Origin of the sequence: Arthrobacter sp. AOP36-C1-22 (assembly GCF_052377515.1) — a bacterium.
GTDB lineage: Bacteria > Actinomycetota > Actinomycetes > Actinomycetales > Micrococcaceae > Arthrobacter_H.
This window is the reverse complement of the sequence record NZ_JBQSWW010000038.1, coordinates 1-21,301: the sequence shown is the minus strand read 5'-3', so window position 1 is coordinate 21,301 and position 21,301 is coordinate 1. Positions and strand designations below refer to the sequence as shown.

18 protein-coding genes are annotated in these 21,301 nt (G+C 64.3%); 8 read left to right on the top strand and 10 right to left on the bottom strand.

Features of this window, described 5'->3' with window-relative positions; all coding sequences use genetic code 11:
* Positions 1-16: 16 nt before the first annotated feature.
* From ACT3S6_RS14910 to sufU, 4 genes are all read left to right on the top strand, one after another.
* Positions 17-634 carry a 50S ribosomal protein L25/general stress protein Ctc gene (locus ACT3S6_RS14910; RefSeq protein WP_444555609.1) on the top strand — a complete coding sequence of 206 codons (618 nt, stop codon included), beginning with the start codon at positions 17-19 and terminating at the stop codon, positions 632-634.
* Between the two features lie 17 nt (positions 635-651).
* On the top strand, positions 652-1,233 hold the full coding sequence (gene pth, locus ACT3S6_RS14905; RefSeq protein WP_444555608.1) for an aminoacyl-tRNA hydrolase: 582 nt from the start codon (positions 652-654) through the stop codon (positions 1,231-1,233).
* A 288-nt stretch (positions 1,234-1,521) separates the two neighbouring features.
* The gene (locus ACT3S6_RS14900; RefSeq protein WP_444555607.1) at positions 1,522-2,847 is read left to right on the top strand and encodes a SufS family cysteine desulfurase; all 1,326 of its coding nucleotides are present in this window, start codon (positions 1,522-1,524) and stop codon (positions 2,845-2,847) included.
* Positions 2,844-3,308 carry a Fe-S cluster assembly sulfur transfer protein SufU gene (gene sufU, locus ACT3S6_RS14895; RefSeq protein ID WP_443409931.1) on the top strand — a complete coding sequence of 155 codons (465 nt, stop codon included), beginning with the start codon at positions 2,844-2,846 and terminating at the stop codon, positions 3,306-3,308. Before ACT3S6_RS14900 ends, sufU begins: the two co-directional genes overlap by 4 nt.
* Before the next feature lie 86 nt (positions 3,309-3,394).
* Here sufU and nhaA read toward each other — a convergent pair whose 3' ends face one another.
* The 3 genes from nhaA to ACT3S6_RS14880 all read right to left on the bottom strand — a co-directional run bounded on the left by nhaA (position 3,395) and on the right by ACT3S6_RS14880 (position 5,740).
* The gene (gene nhaA / locus ACT3S6_RS14890) at positions 3,395-4,726 is read right to left on the bottom strand and encodes a Na+/H+ antiporter NhaA (RefSeq protein WP_443409933.1); all 1,332 of its coding nucleotides are present in this window, start codon (positions 4,724-4,726) and stop codon (positions 3,395-3,397) included.
* Positions 4,727-4,799: 73 nt separating this feature from the next.
* Complete coding sequence (locus ACT3S6_RS14885) at positions 4,800-5,261, bottom strand: VanZ family protein (RefSeq protein WP_444555606.1); 462 nt, start codon at positions 5,259-5,261, stop codon at positions 4,800-4,802.
* Positions 5,240-5,740, bottom strand: coding sequence for a DUF2505 domain-containing protein (locus ACT3S6_RS14880; protein WP_443347570.1), 501 nt, complete (start codon positions 5,738-5,740; stop codon positions 5,240-5,242). The genes ACT3S6_RS14885 and ACT3S6_RS14880 overlap by 22 nt, the downstream gene beginning before the upstream one ends.
* Before the next feature lie 171 nt (positions 5,741-5,911).
* Between ACT3S6_RS14880 and mfd the strand changes: the two genes are divergently transcribed.
* A complete protein-coding gene (mfd, locus tag ACT3S6_RS14875; protein ID WP_444555605.1) occupies positions 5,912-9,511 on the top strand; it encodes a transcription-repair coupling factor in 3,600 nt (1,199 codons plus the stop codon).
* Between the two features lie 94 nt (positions 9,512-9,605).
* Here mfd and ACT3S6_RS14870 read toward each other — a convergent pair whose 3' ends face one another.
* From ACT3S6_RS14870 to ACT3S6_RS14850, 5 genes are all read right to left on the bottom strand, one after another.
* Positions 9,606-10,001 carry a YtxH domain-containing protein gene (locus ACT3S6_RS14870; RefSeq protein WP_444555604.1) on the bottom strand — a complete coding sequence of 132 codons (396 nt, stop codon included), beginning with the start codon at positions 9,999-10,001 and terminating at the stop codon, positions 9,606-9,608.
* A 156-nt stretch (positions 10,002-10,157) separates the two neighbouring features.
* Positions 10,158-10,418, bottom strand: coding sequence for a hypothetical protein (locus ACT3S6_RS14865; RefSeq protein ID WP_444555603.1), 261 nt, complete (start codon positions 10,416-10,418; stop codon positions 10,158-10,160).
* Positions 10,419-10,468: 50 nt separating this feature from the next.
* Positions 10,469-11,155: a deoxyribose-phosphate aldolase gene (deoC, locus tag ACT3S6_RS14860; RefSeq protein ID WP_444555602.1), complete on the bottom strand. Its 687-nt coding sequence runs from the start codon at positions 11,153-11,155 to the stop codon at positions 10,469-10,471.
* Between the two features lie 33 nt (positions 11,156-11,188).
* On the bottom strand, positions 11,189-12,943 hold the full coding sequence (locus tag ACT3S6_RS14855; protein ID WP_444555601.1) for a phospho-sugar mutase: 1,755 nt from the start codon (positions 12,941-12,943) through the stop codon (positions 11,189-11,191).
* 45 nt (positions 12,944-12,988) lie between these two features.
* On the bottom strand, positions 12,989-13,798 hold the full coding sequence (locus tag ACT3S6_RS14850; RefSeq protein WP_444555600.1) for a purine-nucleoside phosphorylase: 810 nt from the start codon (positions 13,796-13,798) through the stop codon (positions 12,989-12,991).
* An 84-nt stretch (positions 13,799-13,882) separates the two neighbouring features.
* On the opposite strand from ACT3S6_RS14850, the gene ACT3S6_RS14845 reads away from it, so the two are divergent.
* Both ACT3S6_RS14845 and ACT3S6_RS14840 read left to right on the top strand, forming a co-directional pair.
* Positions 13,883-15,286: an NAD(P)H-quinone dehydrogenase gene (locus tag ACT3S6_RS14845; RefSeq protein WP_444555599.1), complete on the top strand. Its 1,404-nt coding sequence runs from the start codon at positions 13,883-13,885 to the stop codon at positions 15,284-15,286.
* 161 nt (positions 15,287-15,447) lie between these two features.
* The gene (locus tag ACT3S6_RS14840) at positions 15,448-16,836 is read left to right on the top strand and encodes an MFS transporter (protein WP_444555598.1); all 1,389 of its coding nucleotides are present in this window, start codon (positions 15,448-15,450) and stop codon (positions 16,834-16,836) included.
* A gap of 68 nt (positions 16,837-16,904) precedes the next feature.
* On the opposite strand, the gene ACT3S6_RS14835 is transcribed toward ACT3S6_RS14840, so the two are convergent.
* Together ACT3S6_RS14835 and ACT3S6_RS14830 are read right to left on the bottom strand one after the other, a co-directional pair.
* Complete coding sequence (locus ACT3S6_RS14835; RefSeq protein ID WP_444555597.1) at positions 16,905-18,671, bottom strand: acetyl/propionyl/methylcrotonyl-CoA carboxylase subunit alpha; 1,767 nt, start codon at positions 18,669-18,671, stop codon at positions 16,905-16,907.
* A gap of 996 nt (positions 18,672-19,667) precedes the next feature.
* The gene (locus tag ACT3S6_RS14830; RefSeq protein WP_444555596.1) at positions 19,668-20,324 is read right to left on the bottom strand and encodes a hypothetical protein; all 657 of its coding nucleotides are present in this window, start codon (positions 20,322-20,324) and stop codon (positions 19,668-19,670) included.
* 361 nt (positions 20,325-20,685) lie between these two features.
* Here ACT3S6_RS14830 and ACT3S6_RS14825 point away from each other — a divergent pair.
* Positions 20,686-21,301, top strand: a 616-nt coding sequence (locus tag ACT3S6_RS14825) for a hypothetical protein (RefSeq protein ID WP_444555595.1), incomplete at its 3' end; no start/stop codon positions are given.

Below are 21,301 nucleotides of genomic sequence, written 5' to 3'. Positions count from 1 at the left end.
TCTCAGGAGATATTTCATGACTCACGACAAAGTCGTCCTGCCCGCAGAGATCCGTACCGATTTCGGCAAGGGTGCTGCCCGCAAGGCTCGCCGCGACTACAAGATCCCCGCAGTGATCTACGGACACGGTGCCGAGCCGCTGCACGTTTTGCTGCCGAACCAGGAGACCACGCTGGCCGTGCGCTACTCCAACGCCCTGCTGACCATCGACGTCGAGGGCAAGACCCACCTCGCGCTGGCCAAGGACATCCAGCGCCACCCGCTGCGCCAGAGCGTCGATCACCTCGACCTGCTGACCGTGAAGAAGGGTGAGAAGGTCAACGTCGACGTGACCATCAACCTCGAGGGTGAAGTCGCTCCGGGCGCCGTCCTGGAAGTCGATGCCTACACCGTCTACGTCGAGGCCGACGCCACCAACCTGCCCGATCAGGTCACCGTCAGCGTCGAGGGCCGCGAAATCGGCAACCACGTGCTGGCCTCCGATCTGGTGCTGCCCAAGGGCGTCATGCTGCTGATCGAGGAAGACACCGTCATCGCCACCATCGACGAGCCGAAGGTCCAGGACCTCGGCGACGAAGAAGAAGAGGAAACCTCCGTGGCTGTGGCGCCGGCTGGCACCGAGTCAGCAGAGTAGGGAAACCACCTGCTCTGATGGCAAGCAATACCTGGATCGTAGCCGGGCTCGGGAATCCCGGGCCCGGCTACGCCCGCAATAGGCACAATGTGGGGCAGATGGTCCTCAATGAGTTGGGGACCCGCCTGGGCGGGTCCTTCAAGTCGCATAAGGCCAACGCCCAGGTCCTGGAAGGGCGCTTGGGCATCGGTGGGCCGCGTCTGATCCTGGCCAAGCCGATGACGTACATGAACCTCTCCGGTGGTCCGGTCGCGGGCCTGGCCCGGTTCTTCGATGTGGATCCGGAGCACATTATTGCGATTCATGACGAAATCGATATCCCCTTCAATACCGTCAAATTAAAGATCGGCGGGGGAGAAGGTGGCCATAACGGGCTGCGTGATATCTCGAAGGCACTGTCGACCAAGGAGTACTACCGGGTACGGGTGGGCGTGGGCCGGCCTCCCGGGCGGATGGAAACGGCGGACTTCGTGCTGCGCGATTTCGGCACCACCGAACGCAAGGAACTGCCCTTCCTGCTCGCCGATGCCGCCGATGCCGCCGAACTGCTCGTTCGTGAGGGGCTGCAGGCGGCGCAGCAGAAACACCACGGCGCGTAAGGGCCCGCTGTCGGGATAAGCCGGGCCGGCTTTTGTTTGACAAGAGTTTCACATACTATCGATCCATGCCCTATGGCTCCCTTAAGCGGGGTCGGTAGCAGGAGGCCTCTGAGACTGGGCCACCCCCATCCTGCTATCGGCCCCTTTTTTATGCCCGGATTCGGCGGGTAAGGCGGGACTGACGTGAACCACCCTGCCGGCCCGTGCGATGATTAGGTCATGGATTCGTTGCGGAATCCACGGGGCGGATGCCCTGCCGACCATTCCCGATCCAAGGACTCAACGAGCGTGGAAACAGCAACCGGCCGCCGCGGAGCGGAACATATCGACCACCCCCTGGCCCCGTTGGACGACACCGAAGTGCGGCGTCTGCGGGGTGACTTCACACTTTTGGAACGCAGCGTCAATTCCGTTCCCTTGGTGTACCTGGACTCCGGCGCCACATCGCAGAAACCACATTCGGTCCTGGATACCGAGCAACACTTCTATGAGAACTTCAACGCAGCCGTCCATCGCGGAGCCCATAGCCTGGCGGTGGAGGCCACCGATATCTACGAGGAGGCCCGCGAGAAGACGGCACGATTCGTGGGGGCCGACACCGCGGAAATCGTGTGGACCTCCAACGCGACCGAGGCACTGAACCTGCTGACCTACTCGTTCTCCAACGCCAGTGCCGGCCTCGGCGGCGAAGCCGGACGGCGGTTCGCCTTGGGCCCGGGGGACGAGATCCTCGTGACCGAGCTCGAACACCACGCCAACCTCATCCCCTGGCAGGAACTGGCCTTGCGCACCGGTGCGAGCCTGAAATACATCCCGGTCGACTCCGAAGGCGCACTGCGCATGGACCTGGCCGCTGATCTGGTCGGGCCCCGCACCCGGGTCGTGGCCTTCACCCACGTCTCCAACGTGCTGGGCACCGTCATCGACGTCGAAGCCCTGGTCCGTCTGGCTGACACCGTGGGTGCATTCACGGTCCTGGACGGCTGCCAATCGGTGCCCCACTTGCCCGTGGACGTGAAGGCGCTGGGCATCGACTTCATGGCTTTCTCCGGCCATAAGATGCTGGGCCCCACGGGTATCGGAGCCCTCTACGGCCGCCGGGAACTGCTCGACGCAATGCCACCGTTCCTCACGGGCGGGTCGATGATCACCAGTGTCACGATGGAACGGGCCGAATTTCTGCCCGCACCCATCCGTTTCGAAGCGGGTACCCAGCGCATCTCCCAGGCGGTCGCCCTGGCCGCCGCCGTCGACTACCTCGATGAGGTCGGCATGGAACGCATCGCGGCCTGGGAGGAATACCTGGGCGGGCTGCTCTCCGCCGGTCTGGGGTCCATCCCCGGGATCCGCCAGTTGGGCCCGGCCACGGGAGCGCGCATCGGGACGGCTACCATCGACGTCCCGGGAGTCCATCCCCATGATGTCGGACAGTTCCTGGATAGCCGTGGGGTGGCCGTACGTGTCGGACACCACTGCGCGCAACCGCTGCACCGCGCCCTGGGCGTCACGGCCAGCACCCGGGCCAGCACCTACCTCTACAACACTGCCGAGGACGTGGACACGTTCCTCAATGCGGTGGCCGATGTGCGGGGTTTCTTCGGGGTGGGCGCATGAGTGAGTTGGAACAGCTATATCAGCAGGTGATCCTCGACCACGCCAAACGACGTCGAGGGGAGGGACTGATCACCCCGGAGGCCGGGCATGTCTGGGGGGAGTCTCATCAGCACAACCCGGTCTGTGGCGACCAAATTCGACTTCGGGTGGAAATAGAGGACCAGACGATCACGAAGATCAGCTGGGAAGGCGATGGATGTTCGATCTCGATGGCCTCTGCCTCCGTGCTGACCGAACTGGCTGCCGGGTCCAGCAGGGAAAGCCTCGTGGAGCTGACCGACGAGTTCAGGACCCTGATGCGTTCACGCGGAAGCCTCGAAGGGGACGAGGAGGTTCTGGGGGATGCTGCGGCCTTCGCCGGGGTTTCGAAGTTCCCCGCCCGGGTCAAATGCGCGATGTTGGCGTGGGTGGCTGCCGAACAGTCGCTCCTCGACGCGGGCACCGGGCCGGCACGTCTTTAGCGACCCCGCCCCAGCGCGCGGGAGGGGTCCGGCCGTTTCCGGACCAGCGGACGACGGCGGGATCCTTCCCGCCGTCGTCCGGCGGATCAGTCTTGCTGGTAGAGATCGGGGATGCCGTCAGCGTTATCGTCTCGCTGCGCTTCCAACTCCCACTTCCGGTACCTCCGGTTGCGCGGAATGAGCCAGGCGGCGCCGAGGACCGCGGCGAGCAACGAACCGGTGAGGATGGCCACCTTGGCATGTTCGTAGTGCGGGGACTCGAGCCCGAAGCTCAGCTCGGAAACCAACAGTGAGACGGTGAAGCCGATACCCGCCAGCAAGGTCACCCCGAGCAAGTCGACCCATCGCACCGCCGGGTCGAGATTGGCATGTCGGGTTTTGGTGAGCAGGAAGGTCGAGCCCAGAATGCCGATGGGCTTGCCCAGCACCAGCCCGGCCACGATGCCCCAGACCACCGGGTCGGCCATGGCCTTGGTAATGCCTTCGACACCGCCGATGGCCACACCCGCTGAGAAGAACGCGAAGATCGGTACGCAGAAACCGGAGGACAAGGGGCGGAAGCGGTGCTCGAAACGCTCGGCGACCCCCGTACCCTCCCTCTTGTCGTGTCGGAGCACCGGGACGGAGAAGCCCAGGAGGACCCCGGCCACCGTGGCGTGGATACCCGACTGCAGCACGAAAGCCCAGGTGACGATGCCCAGCGGCAACAGGATGACCCAGGCGGTCCAGGCCCGGGTGGCGAAGTACTTCTGGTACCGGTGGGAGATGAAGAAGAACAAGGCCAAGGGAATCAGGGCCAGACCCAGGAACAGGAAATCCAGGGTGTCCGTATAGACGATGGCGATGATCATGATGGCGATCAGATCGTCCACGACGGCCAAGGTCAGCAGGAAGATCCGCAAGGGTGAGGGAAGGCTTGAGCCGATCACCGCCAGAACGGCGACGGCGAAGGCGATGTCGGTGGCCGTGGGGATGGCCCAGCCATGCAGTGTCGAGCCGCCCTCGCTGATGTTGAGCGCCACGTAGATCAGTGCCGGGATGAGCACGCCGCCGAAGGCCGCGGTGACCGGGACGATTGCCTTGCTGAAATCGCGAAGGTCCCCAATCACGAATTCCTTCTTCAATTCCAGGCCAACCAGGAAGAAGAACACCGCCAACAGGCCATCGGAGGCCCAATGGCCCAGACTCAAATCGAGGTCGATCCACGGCACCGGGATATTCAGGTGCAGGTCACGTAGGGCGAAGTAGCTATCGCCCCAGGGCGTGTTAGCCCAGATGATCGCTACGGCAGCCGCGACGATGAGCACGAGTCCACCGACGGTTTCCTTGCGCAGGATCGCACCAATACGTTGGGATTCGCGATAGCTCCCCAGACCCAGGATGGTCTGGCGTGGAGGGGCGGGTTCGGGATTGGTCATGAATCGTCCTCAACTTCGAGTGGGCATGGTTGTTGCATTGCCGACCAGACTTCCCGGCTCACCGTCAACGATCCTACCGCTTCGCGCGGCGCCTGACGCAAAAAATGACGAGTGCGGTGCCCGCATATCCGATCACTGCACCCGCGGTATTGGCCACGATATCGGCGGAGGATGCGAAGCGGGCCGGGAGGAAAACGTATTGGGCGCTTTCCACCGCGGCGCTGGCCAGCAGCCCCGAAAAGGGGACCAGCCACCACCAGCGGCGGGGCAGAATTAAGGTGCCCAGCACACCCCAGGGGAGGAACATGACCACGTTGGCCAGCCATTCGATCAGCTGATAGTCCACCCACAACGGGACCCCGGCGGCATGCCAGCTCTCCAACAACTTCGGCAGCGTGTCCTGGGCAGGACGGTCGACCGGGACCGGCCAGAAGACGATGAACGCCACCGCGAGGAGATAAACCGTCGCCGTGACGCCCAGCGCCACGACGCGGCGACGCCGGCCGGTGGAGGCTACTGCTTCTGGTCCAGCCACGTACGTGCTTCGCTGGTCTGCAGATTCAGGACCTTGGCCAGCATCGGTTCGGCGCTGGAAGCGATCTTGGGGCCCAGGAACGGAATCGAGGAGCTGACCTTGCCATCCAGCTCGACAGTGGTTCCCTCACTATCGGTGATGAGCTTCTGAACAGCGGTCACGGTAACGGGGGCTCCGGCAACCTCGATCTTGATGTCTGCGGTCCGGCTGCCATCGGCAGCGGGCGCCGACCAGTTCTCGCGTTGGATGAGCGATAAGGTGGCCCCGACAAATTTTTTGACCAGATCCGGGAGCCGGTCGGTGGGGACGGTCCGGGTCGTGGTCAGGGTGAACGCCGCATCGGTGGACCCGGAGAGGGTGAAATCGTTCAAGGTGGCACCGGCACGCTGGCTAATGTGCTCGGCGAAGTCCTTCCGGGTGAAGACCCGGGTGAGGGCGTCAACGGGGTACGGCAGCGAGGTGGAAGCATTCAGCGGCATGGCACTCCTGTGCTCTGGGTTCAGCGTGGATGGCGTCGTGCACCGGCCCGGGAGGCACAGCGCGGTCTGGGACCATGCTACGGGTCCGGAGGTGAATCGCGGTAAGCTGGCACCCTCCCCGGGGTCCAGTATGGATTCCGGGCTTTTGTGCTGTTTCCCGGAAGGAACCCCATGGCCCTGACTGGCCTTCGTGCGGCTTTGGCCGCCGACCCGTCCTATGCGCGCGTGCGCACCTACGCCTCGAAGGGCTTCGACGATCGCAGTCAGGATCTCCAGGTGGCTGCGCCGGCGGGGCTGCGGGCCGCCTTGGTCACGGAAATCGTCGATGGGCTCTCCACCGCCGGCACCGGAATCGTCCTGGCGGTGACCGCCACCGGCCGGGAGGCCGAAGAACTCACCGGCGCCCTGCGCGCCTATCTGCCCGACGGTGCCGTGGACGAGTTCCCGAGTTGGGAGACCCTCCCGCATGAGCGGTTATCCCCGCGCTCGGACACCGTGGGGCGGCGGCTGAACGTGATGCGCCGACTGGCCCACCCCGACGGCAGCCTGCAGGTCGTCGTCGCCCCCATCCGTTCGGTGGTCCAGCCGCTCGTCAAAGGACTGGGGGACCTGGCCCCGGTGCGTTTGGCCCTGGGGGAGGAACGTCCCTTCGACGCGGTCGTCCACGAATTGGCCGACGCCGCCTATGCGCGCGTGGATATGGTGACCCACCGCGGTGAGTTCGCCGTTCGCGGCGGCATCCTTGACGTCTTCCCACCCACCGAGGACCACCCGATCCGTATCGACTTCTTCGGTGACGAGGTCGAATCCATGCGCTGGTTCGCCGTCGCCGACCAGCGGTCCTTCTCCAAGGCGGATAAATCAGAGGGGGGCATTGCCGATCCCACGGTCCTCTACGCGCCGCCGTGCCGTGAACTACTGATCACCCCAGCGGTGATGTCTCGTGCCGCCAAGTTGAAGACCGAGATGCCGGCAGCTGCCGACATGCTCGAAAAGATTGCCGGTGGCATTGCCGTGGAGGGCATGGAGTCCCTGGCGCCGGTCCTGGTGGATGGCATGGTCCCGTTCGTCAGCCAACTACCGGCAGATTCCGTTGCGGTGATCATGGAACCCGAACGGGTCAGAACCCGCTCCCACGACCTCTCCGAAACCAATGCCGAATTCTTGGCCGCTGCCTGGTCCACCGCCTCCGACGGCGGTGCAGCCCCCGTGGATCTACTCCAGACCCAGGGGATCAGTGACGTTTTGGATGCCGGGAACTTCTCCACCCTGGCCGATACCCGGTCCAACGCCCTGGCCTCCCAGGTCAGCTGGTGGTCGATCACGTCGCTGACCCAGGACGAGGACATCGAACTGGATATTGATTCGCTCAATGTTCAGGCCCGTGAACCGCGCGGATACCAGGGCGACGTGGCCGAAATGATGGAGTTCATCGGCTCCCGGGTCAGGGACAACTGGCGCGTGGTCGTGGCCACCGACGGGCCGGGCCCTGCCAGCCGGCTGGCCGAGCTCTTCCACGACGCGGGGATTCCGTGCCACCGGGTGGACAGCGTGGACGACACCCCCACCGAGGGGCTCATCGAAATCACGACGGCGGTGGCCGGCAGGGGTTTCGTCTTCGACTCGCTCAAATTGGGGTTGCTCACCGAAGCTGACCTCTTGGGCAGGTCCAGCGCCTATTCGGCGAAGTCGACCCGCAAACTGGCTGCCCGTCGTCGTCACGCCGTGGATCCGTTGCAATTAAGCGAAGGCGACTTCGTGGTGCACGAGCAACATGGCATCGCCCGTTTCCTCGAGTTGATCCAGCGCAAGGTCGGCGGAACCTCGGGGGCCGTCCGCGAATACCTGGTCCTCGAATACGCCCCGTCCAAACGCGGGGCCCCGGGCGATAAGCTCTTCGTGCCCACCGACCAGCTGGACCAGGTCACCCGCTATGTCGGTGGTGAGGCCCCTTCCCTGTCCAAGATGGGTGGCAGCGACTGGTCGAACACGAAGTCCAAGGCGCGCCGGGCGGTCAAGGAGATCGCCGCCGACCTCATCCGGCTCTACTCCGCCCGGATGGCCTCCCGCGGCCACGCCTTCGCCGCGGACACCCCCTGGCAGTCCGAACTCGAGGAGGCCTTCCCCTTCATCGAGACCCCCGATCAGCTGACCACCATCAATGAGGTCAAGGCCGATATGGAGCGGGAGATCCCGATGGACCGGCTCATCTCCGGTGACGTCGGATTCGGTAAAACCGAGGTCGCGGTGCGTGCGGCGTTCAAGGCGGTGCAGGACGGCAAGCAAGTGGCCGTCCTGGTGCCCACGACCCTGCTGGCCCGCCAGCACGTCGAGACCTTCGGTGACCGGTTCTCGGGTTTCCCCGTCAGGGTGGCATCGCTCTCGCGTTTCCAGACCCCCAAGGAGGCCAAGGAGGCCGTGGAGGGACTGAAGAACGGTTCGATCGACGTCGTCGTCGGCACCCACCGGCTGCTCTCGAAGGAAGTCCAGTTCAAGGACCTGGGGTTGGTGATCGTCGATGAGGAGCAACGTTTCGGTGTCGAACATAAGGAGGCGCTGAAGCAGATGCGCACCGACGTCGACGTTCTGGCCATGTCGGCGACACCGATCCCGCGAACCCTGGAGATGTCGTTGACCGGGATCCGGGAGACCTCCACCTTGGCCACGCCGCCGGAGGAGCGCCATCCGGTGCTGACCTATGTCGGTCCGCATACCGATAAACAAGTCTCTGCGGCGATCCGGCGTGAACTCATGCGTGAAGGGCAGGTGTTCTTCGTCCACAACCGGGTCTCCTCCATCGACTCGGTGGCCGCGAAGCTGCGTGAAATCGTCCCCGAGGCCCGGGTCGAAGTTGCGCACGGCAAGATGAGCGAAGCCAGGCTCGAGCAGATCATCGTGGATTTTTGGGATCGGAAATTCGATGTCCTCGTCTCCACCACCATCATCGAAACCGGTCTGGATATTTCCAATGCGAACACCCTGATCGTGGACCGTGCGAACAACTACGGCCTGAGCCAGCTACACCAGCTGCGTGGCCGGGTGGGGCGCGGCCGTGACCGGGCCTACGCCTATTTCCTCTGGAACGCGGAGAAACCGTTGGGGGAGGTGGCCCTGGAACGGCTCAAGGCGGTGGCGGCCCATAACGAGTTGGGTTCGGGCTTCCAACTGGCCATGAAGGACCTGGAAATCCGTGGTGCGGGCAACCTGCTGGGCGGTGAACAATCGGGACATATCGCCGGGGTCGGGTTCGACCTGTATATCCGGTTGGTCGGTGAGGCCGTGGCCGACTTCAAGGGCGAAACCGAGGAGAAGGTGGCCGATATGAAGATCGAGCTGCCGGTCAACGCCCACCTGCCGCACGACTACGTGCCGGGGGAGCGGCTGCGCTTGGAGGCCTACCGCAAGCTGGCCGGTGCCACCGATACCGAGGGCATCGATGCCGTCGTCGCCGAGCTCACCGACCGTTATGGCGAACCGCCGGCAGCAGTGGTCAACCTGATCGAGGTGGCCCGTTTCCGGGTGAGGGCGCGTGCGGCGGGGCTGACGGATGTGGCGATGCAAGGAAACTTCATCAAGTTCGCCCCCGCCACCTTGCCCGAATCGAAACTCTTGCGCCTGAATCGCATGTATAAGGGGGCGCAGAACAAGCCGGCCCTGGATGCAGTGATGATCCCCAAGCCCAAGACGGCCCCGGTCGGTGGGCGGGATCTGGCCGACGCCGAGATCCTCAAATGGGCGGGTCAGGTGTTGGAGGCCTTGTTTGAGGACTGAGCCGACGGAGCAAAAGCGAAGCCCGGCCGAACCGTGATGGTTCGACCGGGCCATGCCGTGCGCCGAGGCGATGCCCCGACGGCTGGGTGTTCGTTTAGCTGACGGCGCTGGGGCCCGAGGGCGTAGCCCCGCCCTCGTCGGACCAGTCGCTGGTGGCATCGGCCGAGCCCAATGACGGATCGGAGATGTGGTCGCTGGTATGGGACGATGTGCCGGAGCCGGACTCGGAGGACTTGGCACGGTGCGAGGCGTTGGTCGCGGTTTCTTTGACCTTGCCCGCCACGTTCCCTGCAGCGGAAGCGGCAGCTGAGCCCACATCGGGGGCCTTGTCCTTGATGGTGGAGCCGACGTCGTTCAGCTTCTCCTGGGTGCGGGGGTCTTTCCACAGGTCCTGGGCCTTATCGCGGATCTGGTCATACCTCTCGCGGCCAGCGCGGGCACCCACGAGGTATCCCACCGCTGCTCCTGCCAGAAACGTAAAGATGCGCATTGCAATCCTCCTTAGCTCAAGCGTGGGATCCGGTATGGAACCCGATTCCCACACTAACGTGTTCGACGCCGCCGCGCAGCGTCCACGCTCACTGAAATGACGAAGGTGCCCGCCGGAATACCGGCGGGCACCTTCTCTGGGTCGTGGGTCGTTGCGCTACTTCTTGACGACCTCGGCGGCGACGACGCGATCAGCCTGGTGCGAATCCGCACGCCCCAGGAGGTGCTGGGGGATGCCGAACGCTAGGAAGGCGAGGGCGAAGCAGGCAATGCCCGGCAGCCAGGCGTTCTCCAACGTCCAGAAGGTCAATGAGTAAAGGGAGCCCAGGAAGAGGATGAAGAACACGGCGAAAGCCAGGAAGTTGCCTGCAAAGTTGCCTTGGCCCGAGTAGGCCTTGCTCGTGCCATCTGAGTACACGGTGATTCTCCTTGTTGTCCAGCGCCGGCTGGCGGTGGTGCGCGCTCGCGCTAGTAGCCGGCGGTTCCCTGCTCACCCTCTACAATAGCAACTCCTGAGCTGGCTCCAAGCCGCGTGGCTCCGGCGGCGATCATTGCTTGTGCATCGGCCAGGGAACGGACCCCTCCGGAGGCCTTCACGCCCAGCAGTTCGCCGACCGTGCGACGCATCAATTCGATATCCGTCACGGTGGCCCCGCCGCCGGCGAAACCGGTGGAGGTCTTTACGAAATCGGCTCCCGCTTCGGCTGCCGCCTCACATGCCAGGACCTTCGCCTCGTCGTCGAGCAGGGAGGTTTCGATGATCACCTTCAGGATCGCACCGCCGTCGTGCACCGTGTGGGCGACGCCGCCGATATCGGCGACCAAGACGTCCCGATCCCCGCGGCGTGCTGCAGCAATGTCGATGACCATGTCGATTTCGCTGGCACCGTCGGCGATGGCGCCGGCGGCTTCGAAGGACTTCACTGCGGTGGTCGTCGCGCCGAAGGGGAAGCCGATGACCGAGCAGGTCAGGACGTTCGAACCCTTCAGCGCCTGGGCGACGGTGGTCACCCAGAGCGGGTTCACGCAGACGGATTTGAACCCGTATTCCGCGGCTTCTGCGGCGATCTTCAGCACGGCCTCGCGGGAGGCATCGGGCTTGAGCAGCGTGTGGTCGATGTAGGCGGCGATGGTGGTGCCGGTGGGCTGGGGCATGTCTACCTCTCGGTGGCTTTCAGGTGGTGGGGGTTAGAGACCAAGGGTGGTGCCGGTCTCGGCGCGCACCGCGGAGAGTCGTTTCCTGGCCCGTTCGCGGGCCGCGGGCAGATCCTCGGCTGAAGTGACCGCTTCGATGACCTCGAGGTAGCACTTGAGCTTGGGTTCGGTGCCACTGGGGCGGACGATGACCCGGGTGTCGTCCCCGGTGGTGTAGACCATGGCATCGGTGGGCGGTAGCCCGTCGGTGCCCGCGGCCAGATCGGTCACGGTCGTCACCGTGGAACCGGCCAACGACGCCGGGGATTGAGCACGTAGGCGTGCCATGAGCGCTTCGAGTTCCTCGAGTGAGGAAACCCGTACCGAGAGCTGGTCGGTTGCGTGCAAACCATGTTTCAAGGCCAACTCGTCGAGCTCGTCCAACAGGGTGCGTGAGGACGCCTTCAGGCGGGCCGCGAATTCGGCCAGCAGCAGTGCGGCGGACATGCCGTCCTTATCGCGCACGAGTTCGGGGGCGACGCAGTATCCCAGCGCCTCCTCGTAGCCGAAGGACAGACCGGGAACCCTCGAAATCCATTTGAAGCCGGTCAGCGTGGCCCCATAGGCGATGCCGGCGTCCGCCGCGATGCGCGAAAGCAGCCGGGAGGACACGATCGAATTCGCAAAGACCGATGCGGCCCCGGACGGCGCATTCCCCTGGGAGAGACGGCGGGCGACATGGATGCCGAGCAGGGCGCCGACCTCGTCACCGGAGAGCATCCGCCATCCGGTGGCCGGGTCGTTCACGGCTGCGGCGCAGCGATCGGCGTCCGGGTCGTTGGCGATGACCAGGTCGGCGTCGGCCTCCCGGGCGAGGTCCAGGGCCAGGTCGATGGCTCCGGGTTCCTCGGGGTTGGGGAAGGCGACCGTGGGAAAATCCGGGTCGGGCTCTGCTTGTTCGGCGACGAGCCGGACATCGGTGAAGCCTGTGGCAGTAAAGGCCCGGCTCATCGTGTCGCCCCCGACGCCGTGCATCGGGGTCAGCACGATCCGCAGGGCCGAACGGGTCGCCATCTCGGTCTCATCCGCCGGAACCAGGGAGGTGATCGCTTGAAGGTAGCGGGCCTGGACGTCGCCGGGTTCACCTGCGGAGGGCAGGATGGTCCAGCCGCCGTGGGCCAGTTTGATGCCCGGCAGTGGGCCGCTGGCGGCAATACGTTCGGCGATATCGACGTCCATGGGGGCGACGATCTGGGCGCCCTGGCCCGCATCGGTCACGGCCCGGCCGCCGAGGTAGACCTTATAGCCGTTGTCCTGCGGGGGGTTGTGGCTGGCAGTGACCATGACCCCTGCCTCGCACTGCAACGCCAGAACGGCCCAGGCGAGCACCGGGGTGGGCAGCAGGGAAGGCATCAGGAACGTCTCGATGCCCGCGGCAGTGAAGATCGCTGCCGTCTCTTGGGCAAAGACGTCCGAGTTATAGCGGGCATCGAAACCCACCACGGCCCGCGGGGTGTAGGCTCCGGCAGCGATATCGAGCAAGTACCGGGCGACACCGGCCGCCGTATGCCGCACGACCACGCGGTTCATCCGGTTCGGACCGGCTCCCAGGGCCGCCCGCAGGCCTGCCGTTCCGAAGGCCAAGGGCCCGGAAAACCTGTCAGCGAGTTCTTCGCGGGATCCGGCGTCGTCCTTCGCCGCGGCAACCAGTGCCGTGAGCTCGGCGGCGGTGGCCGGGTCAGGGTCTTCGGCGGCCCAGGCTTCGGCGCGAGCCAAAAGAACGTCGGACTGTGCGGATGCGGGGTTCACGGGACTCCTCGGGATCGGGCGTGTGCTGCTGGCGGTACAGTCGGCTCAGATGCGTCCGACGATATCGGCGAGCAACTTCGAGATACGCGGTCCGGCGGTCTGGCCCGCCTCGATGACTTCGGTATGGCTCAGCGGGACGGGGCTGATGCCGGCGGCGAGGTTGGTCACCAGCGAGAGACCGAAGACCTCCATGCCGGTGTGGCGGGCAGCGATGGCTTCCAGGGCGGTGGACATGCCGACCAGGTCCGCGCCAATGCGCTTTGCGTACTGCACTTCGGCAGGGGTCTCGTAGTGCGGGCCCGTGAACTGGGCGTAGACGCCCTCGTTCAGGCTCGGGTCGACCTCGTGGGCGATCGCGCGCAGACGCGAGGAATACAGATCGGTGAGGTCAACGAAGGTGGCGCCTTCGAGCGGTGAAGCCGCGGTGAGGTTGATGTGGTCGCTGATCAGTACCGGCGTCCCCGGGGTCCAGGCCTCGTTGAGGCCGCCGCAACCGTTGGTCAACACCAGGGTGGTGCAGCCGGCGGCAGCGGCGGTGCGGACTCCGTGGACGACCGAACGCACGCCCTTGCCTTCGTAGTAGTGGGTGCGGGCGCCGAGCACCAGGACCCGCTTCCCGGCAGGGGTCACCACGGAGCGGATGGACCCGGTATGGCCGATGACGGCGGGGGAGTGGAACCCCGGAAGGGTCGCCGCGTCCAGGGTGTGGGTGGTCTCCCCGATCAGCTCGGCGGCCTCCCCCCAACCGGAGCCCAGGACCAGGGCGATGTCGTGGGCTGCCACGCCGGTCTGCTCGGCAATGGCGGCAGCGGCTTCGTCGGCTAAATGGAGGGGGTCTTCGTTGAAATCGTTCACCCCACCAATCTACCGTTGGATGCCCCGATGCCGGTACAGGGGTGGGTGTGCAAGTTGCTCGTTGGTAGTGGAGAATGGGCTGGCGTGAGCGTAGAACAGAGCAAAACTTCCCAGCGGTTGATCATCCTTGGCGGCGGACCGGGCGGCTATGAGGCGGCCATCGTGGCTGCCCAACTCGGAGCCGAGGTGACCATCGTCGAGCGTGGCGGCATGGGTGGTTCGGCCGTCCTGACCGACGTCGTTCCCTCCAAGACCCTGATTGCCACCGCCGATGCCATGCGCCGTGTCAGCGGTGCCGGTTCCTTCGGCGTCACCGTCGAGGGCAAGGCCGATGCCAGCGCCGACCTGCCTGTGGTGAACGCCCGACTCATGGAGCTGGCCCACGACCAGTCGAGGGACATCCGCATCGGCCTCGAACGCGCCGGAGTTCGGGTTGTCCTCGGCGAAGGGCGCCTGCTGGACAACCGCACCATCGCCGTCGCTCGCAATGACGGTGGTGAGGAGACGGTGGAGGCAGATGCCATCCTGCTGGCCTTGGGTGCCCACCCCCGCGAATTGCCGACCGCCATGCCCGACGGCGAACGCATCTTCAACTGGACCCAGGTCTACAACCTCAAGGAACTGCCCGAACATCTGATCGTCGTCGGATCCGGCGTGACCGGTGCCGAGTTCGCCTCGGCCTACAGCCTGCTGGGAAGCCGGGTGACCCTGGTGTCATCGCGTGAACGCGTGCTGCCCGGCGAGGACGCGGATGCTGCCGCGGTACTCGAGGAAGCGTTCCAGGCCCACGGCTTGGAAGTGGCGGCCAAGTCGCGTGCCGAGGCCGTGGACCGGACCGCCGATGGTGTCCAAGTCACTCTCAACGATGGGAGGGTCCTGGAAGGCAGCCACTGCCTGGTGGCCGTGGGCGGCATCCCGAACACCGCGGACATCGGTCTGGAAGAGGCAGGCATCGAAGTGAGCGACTCCGGCCATATCCAGGTCGACGGTGTCTCACGCACCACGGCGCCCAATGTCTATGCCGCCGGCGACTGCACCGGTGTCTTCCCCTTGGCCTCCGTGGCGGCCATGCAGGGCCGCATCGCCATTGCCCACCTGATGGGTGACGGCGTCCGGCCGTTGAAGACCCACGAGGTCTCCTCCAACATCTTCACCAGCCCCGAAATCGCCACCGTCGGCGTGACCGAAGCCCAGGTGAACGAGGATAAATACCAGGGCGACATCATCAAGCTCGACTTGGCCACCAACGCCCGGGCAAAGATGATGAACGTCAAGGAAGGCTTCGTGAAGATCATCGCCCGCCGCGGTTCCGGCACGGTGATCGGCGGCGTCGTGGTCGCCCCGCGCGCCTCCGAGCTGATCTACCCGATCGCTTTGGCCGTGCAGAACCGGTTGCATGTGGACGACATGGCCCAGACCTTCACGGTGTACCCATCACTATCGGGTTCCGTATCCGAAGCCGCGCGACGGCTGCATAAACACCTGTAGGCGGTCGGTCCAAGCCGCCGTGACAACACGGCGGTGGTGGGACACGTGAGAGGTCAAGGTGTCCACTATGTGGACACTTCGACCGGTATCTGGTCAAAAGTTCTAGGATTGCCCAAGAATATTGATCATCTCGCACCAAAGGGGTCACTACAGTGTCCAGTATGCCCACCACCGCCACTCCGGAAGCGAACACGCGAGGTCGCGTGATCTTCTCGAGCATGATCGGCACCACGGTCGAGTTCTACGACTTCTATGCCTATGCGACGGCTTCCGTCCTCGTGTTCCCGGCCTTGTTCTTCCCCAATGCCACCAACATCAACGCCATCCTGAGTTCGTTCGCGATCTTCGGCGTCGCCTTCCTCGCCCGCCCGCTCGGTTCGGTGCTCTTCGGCCACTTCGGTGACAAGGTCGGACGCAAGGGAACACTGGTGGCCTCGCTGATGACCATGGGCATCGCGACGTTCTTCATTGGTTTCCTGCCCGAGGCCAGCGGTGGCTTCGTGGTGTTGGCCCCCGTGCTGCTGGTCCTGCTGCGGTTCGCCCAGGGGCTGGCCTTGGGCGGTGAGTGGTCCGGTGCTGCGTTGCTGGCCACCGAGAACGCCCCGCCTAATAAGCGCGCCATCTACGGCACGTTCCCGCAACTGGGTGCACCGATCGGGTTCATCATCGCCAACCTGGTCTTCGTCGGGCTGCAGCTGGGGCTCTCCCCCGAGCAGTTCCAGGCCTGGGGCTGGAGGGTGCCCTTCATCCTCTCCGCGGTGCTCGTCGGCGTCGGGATCTATGTGCGGTTGAAGCTGGTGGAATCGGTGTCCTTCCAGAATGTCGTGAGCCAGAAGAAGGTCATGAAGTCCCCGGTCAAGCAGACCTTCAAATACCACTGGCGCCCGGTCCTGGCCGGAACGATCATCATGTTCGCCACCTACGTGCTGTTCTACCTGATGACCTCCTTCACGCTGACCTACGGCACCTCGGCGGCAACGGTCGACCAGGCCCGCGCCGCGGCCGAGGCCAAGGGCAAGGTGTTCGACGCCGCAGCAGAGGCCGCCTTCGTGCCGGGCCTGGGCGTTCCGCGGACCGAGTTCCTGTGGATGTTGATCATCGGCATGGTGTTCTTCGGCATCTTCATCCTCATTTCCGGGCCGTTGGCCGAGAAATTCGGGCGGCGCCGGTTCCTACTGGGTGTTTCGCTGCTGATCCTTCTCTTCGGTGCCTCCTGGACGCTGTTCTTCGGTCCCGGAACCGCGGCGGCCATGGTCGGGCTGATCATCGGGCTGTCGCTGATGGGGCTGACCTTCGGGCCGATGGCCGCCTATCTGCCCGAACTCTTCCCGGCCAACGTGCGCTATACCGGCTCGGCCGTGGCCTACAACCTGTCCTCGGTGATCGGTGCTGCTCCGGCATCCTTTGTGGCGATCGCCTTGTGGCAGGCCGGCGGCGGTGACACCGTCTGGGTGGGCGTCTACCTGGCCGCTTCCGCGGCACTGACGATGGTGGCCTTGCTGATGACCGGTGAGACCAAGGATCTGGACTTCGAAAACAACGTCGCCTGATTGCTCCTGAAATGACGGAAGGCCTGCCACCCCGAGGGTGGCAGGCCTTCCGTCGTTGGCCGGGTCGGTCAGGCCAGAATGCTGGCGAGGACCGCTCCGGCGGACACCGTGTCCCCGGCGGTGGCGGTCAGGCCCTTGATGGTCCCTGCGCGGTGGGCGGTGAGCGGCTGTTCCATCTTCATCGCCTCCAGCACGACGACGAGGTCACCTTCGGAAACGGTGTCACCATCTGCCACGGCGACCTTGACGATGGTTCCCTGCATCGGTGAGGTCAAACTGTCACCGGTGGTGGCACTGCCCGAACCGCTCCGGTTGGTACGTTTGCGCTTGGACTTGCCATTGGTCTTCCCGGCGCCGGAGGAGCTGCCGAGCCCGGCAGGCAAGACGACTTCGAGGCGTTTGCCCCCGACTTCCACGGTGACCCTCTGGCGTTCATCCGAGGTTTCCGCAGTGGCACCTGAAGGGCTCCACGGTTCGATGGTGTTCTCGAACTCCGTCTCGATCCAGCGGGTGTGGACCGTGAAGGGACCATCGGTGGGCACGAACGCCGGATCGGCCATGACGGCGCGGTGGAACGGGATCACCGTGGGCATGCCCTCGATGACCGTTTCGTCCAGGGCGCGACGGGCCCGGCCAGCGGCTGCGTTGCGCGTGGCACCGGTCACGATGAGCTTGGCGATCATCGAATCGAAATTCCCCGAAACGGTTTCGCCTTGTTCCACGCCCGAATCCACGCGGACGCCCGGCCCAGAGGGCAGACGGAGCGTGGAGATGGTCCCGGGGGCGGGCATGAACCCGCGACCGGCGTCCTCGCCGTTGATGCGGAATTCGAAGGAGTGGCCGCGCAGCTGAGGATCGGTGTATCCGAGCTCCTCCCCGCGGGCCAGGCGGAACTGTTCCCGCACTAGGTCGATGCCCGAGACCTCCTCGGAGACGGTGTGCTCCACCTGCAGGCGGGTGTTCACCTCCAGGAACGAGATGATTCCGTCGGTGCCGATCAGGAACTCGCAGGTGCCGGCCCCGACGTAGTTGGCCTCCCGGAGGATGGCTTTGGAGGATTCGTAGAGGCTACGGGTCTGCTCCTCGCTCAGGAAGGGAGCCGGAGCCTCTTCAACGAGCTTCTGGTTCCGGCGCTGCAGGGAGCAATCGCGGGTGGAGACGACCACGACGTTGCCGTGGGAGTCGGCCAGGCACTGGGTTTCGACATGCCGGGGGGCATCCAGGAAACGTTCGATGAAGCATTCGCCGCGGCCGAAGGCGGCGGTGGCCTCGCGGACAGCCGACTCATACATCTCGGGGATCTCATCGCGGTGGCGGACCACCTTGATGCCTCGCCCGCCGCCACCGTAGGCGGCCTTGATGGCCAATGGCAGACCGTGCTGGTCGGCGAATTCCAGCACTTCCTGCGTCGACCTGACCGGCTCCTTGGTACCAGGGACCAGAGGGGCGCCGACTTTGGTGGCGATATGCCGGGCCTGCACCTTATCGCCCAGTTGGGCAATGGCTTCGGGGGAGGGGCCGATCCATGTCAGCCCGGCGTCGATGACGCGCTGGGCGAATTCGGCGTTTTCCGAGAGGAAGCCGTAGCCAGGATGCACGGCGTCGGCACCGGAGGCACGGGCGGCCTCCAGCACCTTGTCCATCACCAGGTATGAGTCGGCGGCACTCTGGCCGCCGAGGGCGAAGGCCTCGTCGGCGAGCCGGACGTGCAGCGCCTCGCGGTCTGGTTCGGCGTAGACGGCGACGGACGCGATGCCCTCGTCGCGGGCCGCGCGGATGACTCGGACGGCGATCTCGCCACGGTTGGCGATGAGGACCTTGGTCAGCTGGGGCATGGCGGGTGGAACTCCTTAAACTTTGCTGTTTGGAGCCTACCTGCGCTTGTTGGTTATCCACGTAATCCCACGCCATACTCCGGAGAGTCGCCGTCGATTTTTGTAGGTGTCCTACAAACCAAGGGCCGGTTAGGGGCGACCTTCCCCATGCTTGATGACGACTCAAAAGGCAGCCCTCGAAGTCGGTGGTCTTTTCGGAAGCCACATCGCGCGCGTGCAGTGAGGCTTGGCCGCCAGTTTTCCGATCCATCATTTGGTTCGCCGAGAGCCACCTTGCGGCACTGCCTTTCTCCTTCCTCCGCGTTCTGGAACCCTGTCGGTCTGCGCCGGTGGTCTGGCGGGGGTATCCGGCTCTGGCCCGGCCGAAGCCCGGCACCGAAGTCTCCCTGCATCGGGCGATGACCTCTGCACGGCAGGGGGCCCGTCACCAGCCCAAACGCAAGATCACCGATCCAGGCTCGCGGGTCATAGAGGACAGGTGGAGGTTCCCAAGAGGACTGCCATGCCGGCGAAGCCGTGGTTGATGTCCGCCATCAGGCCATCGTGCAACCTGTTTTCGGGCCGCTATTCACCCGGCAAGGCAATCACGTGTCGCCGCGCTGGTGGGGGAAGACGCTAGGGGAGGAGGAGTTGATGGCCGGGTGTCATAATTTGCCCAAGCTCTGTACCGCAGCCAAACGTTCCAAAGGGTTCGGGCCCCGGCCTCATGGCCGGGGCCCGGATACCCTGCCAGCGCTTGGGAACAGCCGATCGGCGTTTCGTGCAGGATAAATCACAAGATCCGCATGTTTCCGACCGGATAAAGGCAACGCCTCCGGCCGCAAGGTTCAACGCCGACAGTTGGTCAAAAGGCAACCGATCGTGGACCTAGGTGGAGCGGAACTTCGTGAAAACAGTCTTCGGCTGGCCAACCCCCAAGTAGGCGAGTCTGACCAAAATCGGGAAGAGGGAGACAGCTGCGTAGATGGCTCCCTCTTCCAGGCCTTTGTCCGGGCCTTAGAGGATACCGGCGCCAACAGGCACGCGAACATTGGAGGTGGCGGTGAGGGTCTTCCCATCGATGATCATCGTGATGGTCACGGGGAAGCGGGCGAGGATCGAGAGACTGACCCCCGTGGACGAGCCAGCCAGGCCGAATTCAATCGGGAAGACGAGTTGTCCGTTTGAGGCCACGGAGATGTTCTGTGACGTCGTGAAGGTCGTCAACGGGAAACCGTACCGAACGCCGAGTGCTTTCTGATATACGGCCGTTCGTTGCCCGCCCGTGGAGTCCACGCCGTTATAGGATGCCACTCCAAAGCCTCGTGCCCTACCGACGGGGAGGTTTATCCCCGCTGGCCTTCCCACGGTCACGGTGATGGCCGCCAGGCCCTCGAGAGCGCCGGGACCGTTAGTCAGGGTGAGTTCCGTGGGGACGGTGACCAAAGCTTGCGCATTCAGGACTCCGCTGCCACCGAGAACGCGCAAAGCAAGGAGACCTGTTTCAGTGTCTGTGAATGCGAGTGAGGCGTTATTCACTGAAGCTGCAGCCAGCGGAGCGGCCATGGCCGCTGCGACTACCGGGATCGACCAGGCAGCTCCCTTGACGATTGTTCGGCGTGCCGTGTGTTGACTGCCCTTGGTGATGGCGCTGTCCGTCTCGTGAGTTGACAAGTCAATGTCCTCCTAGTTCAAAATTCGGTTGATGCGCCGACAAGTTCGATGGCACCAGAACAGCAAACATGCTTCTGGTGATGAGAGACACGCATAAAAGCGCTTGTGGCGCATAAACACCCATAGATGGCGCGAAACCGCTAGTTGTCAGCAAGGAGACTAGTCAAAGGGCGGCGTATCCGACGTGGTTCCCAGTTTGTCGCCCTCGTGCTCTAATCGTAGGAATGGTTCGATACGCGCAGTCACGAGATGATGGAGCGCACAAAGAGCAGGGGGACGAGCGATCGCGAAATCAGGACTTTCCAGCCGGTTTGTAGCTACCTTCAACGCGAGCCATGCGACCGTTGGCGGTGAAGTCGTTGTGCTGAACGACAACAATCGGCTGGGGGTTCTACCACGAGCAGATCCCACCTGGGGAATGACCGCCGAGGTGCTCCGTGTCGGAACCTCGACGGCCTTTTATGCGATGGTCCGCGCCGGATCCATTCGTTTCGAAGTCCCTAGCAGCCCCAGCGACGTGACAGTATTTTTCGTCGACAGAGGCAAGGCAACGGTCGAAATGGGGCCAGGAGAACGCATCGAACTCAACGAACGGGCGGTATTTTTCTACCGTTCGGGAGTCGGTGGTACAGCATCCTGTCCCGTCGAGAGCGCATTTATCGGCATCAGGGTTCCAGAAGATGTCTTGGCTGAAATGGGGGCGCAACCCGGTACGGACTACGGATCGCTGAATACCTCCGAATTCCTCTCCAAGCCGGCGGCGAACTTCCTGAAAACAATCGCCTGGAACGATTCGTCGCCGACAGCCTTGTCTGGATACTTCGTTGAACGAATGGTGCAGGAAATTGTCGGATCGCTTTTTCTTTCGCACGTCGGCTTGGACAATGAATCCGTTCCGAGCCAAACGCATCTCTATCAACGGGCTATTTCGATCATGACCGCGAAACGGGGCGATCCGAGATGCAACCCGGGTACCG

What these genes read in the sequence shown, in the direction of transcription:
- ACT3S6_RS14910 (WP_444555609.1), top strand. Translation starts at nt 17, where the DNA reads ATGACTCACGACAAAGTCGTCCTGCCCGCAGAGATCCGTACCGATTTC.
- pth (WP_444555608.1), top strand. Translation starts at nt 652, where the DNA reads ATGGCAAGCAATACCTGGATCGTAGCCGGGCTCGGGAATCCCGGGCCC.
- sufU (WP_443409931.1), top strand. Translation starts at nt 2,844, where the DNA reads ATGAGTGAGTTGGAACAGCTATATCAGCAGGTGATCCTCGACCACGCC.
- nhaA (WP_443409933.1), bottom strand. Translation starts at nt 4,726, where the DNA reads ATGACCAATCCCGAACCCGCCCCTCCACGCCAGACCATCCTGGGTCTG.
- ACT3S6_RS14880 (WP_443347570.1), bottom strand. Translation starts at nt 5,740, where the DNA reads ATGCCGCTGAATGCTTCCACCTCGCTGCCGTACCCCGTTGACGCCCTC.
- mfd (WP_444555605.1), top strand. Translation starts at nt 5,912, where the DNA reads ATGGCCCTGACTGGCCTTCGTGCGGCTTTGGCCGCCGACCCGTCCTAT.
- ACT3S6_RS14870 (WP_444555604.1), bottom strand. Translation starts at nt 10,001, where the DNA reads ATGCGCATCTTTACGTTTCTGGCAGGAGCAGCGGTGGGATACCTCGTG.
- deoC (WP_444555602.1), bottom strand. Translation starts at nt 11,155, where the DNA reads ATGCCCCAGCCCACCGGCACCACCATCGCCGCCTACATCGACCACACG.
- ACT3S6_RS14840 (WP_444555598.1), top strand. Translation starts at nt 15,448, where the DNA reads ATGCCCACCACCGCCACTCCGGAAGCGAACACGCGAGGTCGCGTGATC.
- ACT3S6_RS14835 (WP_444555597.1), bottom strand. Translation starts at nt 18,671, where the DNA reads ATGCCCCAGCTGACCAAGGTCCTCATCGCCAACCGTGGCGAGATCGCC.